Genomic DNA, 3147 nt, shown 5'->3' with positions numbered 1-3147 from the left:
CATTTATATAATACAGTTGATAAGAAATGTCCCGACCGATTCCAGATCGCATAAAATGCAGGAAATAAAATCCATGTAATTATGGCTATCTTATTAGGAAAAATCAAGTTAAAAGGAAGGAGGGAAAAGTAAGCTTCACGGAGAGGTACAAGATAAATCATCTGCCATGCACAATAAGGTACAACTGCCATGATAATTGATACAGTTCCGATGAACCACCAGGAACGTTCTGATCTGAACATTTCATCAATGATGATAAATATACCCAATAGTAATCCATTCCCACCTGATAAAAAATAAGCGAGCACGATTAGTATGATTCCCCCGATATACCGGTTATTTACCTTTAACTGTAAAAAAAACAGAAAGAAAGAAATACAGGTAAGGAGACCTAATAAGTAAGACGGTTTAATCTGGGGATCTGCGACGCACATCAGTAACAACACCGGGAGTATCATTGTCAAGGAAAACACAGGATAGATATTGCCTTTTTTCCGGCATACCAATATGTATATTATATAGATTAATACGATTATTCCACCCATAACAGATGCAGCTATCCAATGGTTGAAAAAGAACTGTGAAAAAAAAGCACCTGTATAGCTAAGTAAGCCTCCCGGCTTGCCCATATATCCAGTAAAATAAGACCATCCGGTACGAAATAACTGCAGTTGTTCATGTTGCTGCAATACATGGTATTTTATGTGCTGAAGCATCCATACTATAGAAACCACAAAAAAAACAGCTGTTATAATATAGAAGTTAATAGCAAAGAATTTACGCTTGTCGATCCCCGGTTTCATTACAATGATAAACTTTTTAAAATCTTAGCATTACCTTTAGATACCCTTTCAAAAGTGCGTATACTGGTTTTTATTTTTCCGGATATGAATTCCGGTATATTGTATGATTTCATGGATTCATCATACCATAACGGATCTTTTTGCGGTAATAAAAAAGGCGGATGAAATTTGCCGTTTGAATCGAAATATGCGATGTAAGGCCGGGTGTATAATCCATCGATCCGACGGCTACCAAAAACCATCCAATTTCCATTGGTAGACCACGAATGGTAACTATCACTTTCAGTACTGTTTACTTCTGTTATAGGGTTTAGCTCATGGGTCTGCATGTCTAAAAGATACAAGTCATTCTCTTTGTGCCATATCGGAAATGTGCCAAAATTTGATAAACAAATCACCATTTGTTTCCCATCAGGTGAAATCCGTGGGTGCGCCACGCTTTTGCCCATACTTGAAGCCAGTAATGTTGTATCAATTTTATTCCCGATCTTTCCGGTCTGCGGATCAAAGTCTACACGAAAAAGATCATACTTTAAGGATTGGTATTCCTGCGGCATATCCTTAGCGCCTGCACTACAGAAAAATAAAGATTTACCGTCGGGAGACCATTCCGGATATGTCTCAAAACGATCGGCTGAATGAATCACCGGACTTATATAGATGACTTCTTTTTCCGTATCGTAAATAATAATATCTGATTCCCGGTCATACACCTCAATCAGGTTCTCATGTACCGTATGAAATGCTTGAGATGTCTGATTGACTGAAAAAGCGATAAATCTTCCATTGGGATGCCACCGGGGATAGACTCCTGCAGATACATTGTCCGGTGTTTTTGTATCTATTTTTTTTACTTCCCCGTCTTTTACCACAATAGTACCGGCATGCTTTGCGCGCATATGAAAAAGCATTTTTTCAGGATTATTTTTATGAAAAGAATGACAATTCATACAATTACCATCTGTAAGCGTATTTACCATCACCGGTGTTTCTTCAAAAGATTCCAGGTGACGCTGGTAAATTCCCATTTCACCCCAGAACTCATATCCGGGTTCAATCAGACGATAGGCAATATACGGATCAACAGGTTCAGCAGCAATGAGGATAGTCATATCCTGATATTTCAGCCATTTTTTATTTTTTTCTGAAAAGAGACGTATGGTCAGATTTTCCCCTTTATGGTTATTCAACAGGCGTTTCCATTTACGCTGGGGTATCATTACCTTATTCCGGCGATGAATATCAAAGGAATCGGCACCTGCGATAAAACGGACAAGGTATCTGCCGGTATCTCCATGAATATAAAAATTAAGCGGCGCTATATTATAAGGTACAGTCGTTCCTGAAAAGTCAGGAAATACTTGTAATGATTTACCGGCAGGTGAATATTCCGATATACGTGTACATGAAAATATAACGCCCAAAAAAAACGGTAGTATTAATTTAATAGATGGTCTTTTCATTTTTTTGAGGAGTAGAAATATTGACAAGAGGAAATTTTACATAAAGCCAGTATGTATTTTGATATCTGTCTTCCAATACTTTTTGTATTTGTTTAGTGATAGGAGCTGAAATGAGTACGTCCATCATTTCAAATTGTTCGCGGATCTCCCTACTTATTGGATAACGATCATAAAAATGATCATCTTCTTCTTTGAGATGTTTATACAGGACTAAGAATTCGGCATAATGGACAGGAATCGAAGGGTAATTAAAGTTCGAAAAATAACGGTCGTAACTAGTTTTCGCATTTTCATAATCCCGTTCTAATAAATAATAAGCCATCAGGTATTCAAAAGCCATCTGGTGTAACGGATTTTTTTTCAGAACACCTTCAAGAATGTAGCTAAAATCTCCCTGAACCAGAAGATCACGCATTTCAATCGGTTGTATTTTTCTTATATCAGTTTCGTTTTTCTTTTTCCAGTTTCTGTAAAATAAGGTGTTTGAGAGGTATTGATCATACTTTTTGATTAACAGATCATCCTGCTTAAGGATAGCACATGAAAGTAAACGTTTTACTGTCTGTACGGCTATCTCCTTATAATAGGTATGTCCTACCATTGAATTATATGCATAATGTATACATTCGTTCATCAGGCCCAGCTGGAAAAAAAGATCACTCAACATATAGCTCGACGTATAATCCTGCGGATCATCTATGACAAGTCCCTGCACTCCAATCTGATCATAGTGAAACATTTTGTCGGGTAGTTGACCTGATTTTTGTAATGCCAGATTCATGTAAAAACATTTTAAAGGGCTAAGGGATATTTTCTCACCTGTCTTAATGATATCTTCCCATTTATATTTCTCTATGTTAGATCCCATTTTTATGATGCGT

3 protein-coding genes are annotated in these 3147 nt (G+C 37.0%); all 3 read right to left on the bottom strand.

Features of this window, described 5'->3' with window-relative positions; genetic code table 11:
• Window positions 1-803, bottom strand: an 803-nt coding sequence (locus tag LBQ60_15110) for a DUF6057 family protein (GenBank protein ID MDR2039250.1), incomplete at its 3' end; no start/stop codon positions are given.
• Window positions 803-2266 (bottom strand): hypothetical protein, encoded by a 1464-nt coding sequence (locus LBQ60_15105; GenBank protein ID MDR2039249.1) that lies wholly within the window; start codon window positions 2264-2266, stop codon window positions 803-805. The genes LBQ60_15110 and LBQ60_15105, both read right to left, overlap by 1 nt.
• The coding region (locus LBQ60_15100) for a DUF6057 family protein (protein MDR2039248.1) at window positions 2247-3147 on the bottom strand (901 nt) is incomplete at its 5' end. The genes LBQ60_15105 and LBQ60_15100, both read right to left, overlap by 20 nt.

The organism is Bacteroidales bacterium, assembly GCA_031275285.1.
Classification (GTDB): domain Bacteria; phylum Bacteroidota; class Bacteroidia; order Bacteroidales; family UBA4181; genus JAIRLS01.
The sequence above is the reverse complement of the archived record's forward strand: the minus strand, read 5'-3'. Positions and strand labels throughout refer to the sequence as shown.